The sequence below is a fragment of the Xenorhabdus yunnanensis genome (assembly GCF_028598805.1).
Lineage (GTDB): Bacteria > Pseudomonadota > Gammaproteobacteria > Enterobacterales > Enterobacteriaceae > Xenorhabdus > Xenorhabdus yunnanensis.
This window is the reverse complement of record NZ_JAQRFI010000283.1, coordinates 1-310: the sequence shown is the minus strand read 5'-3', so window position 1 is coordinate 310 and position 310 is coordinate 1. Positions and strand designations below refer to the sequence as shown.

Annotated in this window: 1 pseudogene; it reads right to left on the bottom strand. The window is 51.3% G+C overall.

The annotated features are described in order from the left end of the window. Positions 1-310 (bottom strand): annotated as a pseudogene (locus PSI23_RS22260) (DEAD/DEAH box helicase); the annotation flags it as partial.

Here is a 310-nt window from a genome sequence, read left to right as displayed (position 1 = left end):
TTTCAGCCAGCTACTGACCACATCCCCCACCAAATCAGCCCCGCACATGATTTCCGCTATTTCGTCTTCCTTGTAATCACTGCCGTACTCAGCGCTTTGAGTGGACTTCACCCCGGTTAAATCGGGTTTCGTGGGGGCATAGAACTCATACGCGCTCAGGTCGCCACGCTGGATTAACTCTTTTATCGTGGTGGGCTTTATCAGCTTCTGGTAGTAGTGACCGAGGAACGGCGAGAACGGGGTGCCCGATAATCCGATAACCTTACAGTCTGTTTCGGTTATCAGCCGCGTAATTTCTTCCAGTATCTTC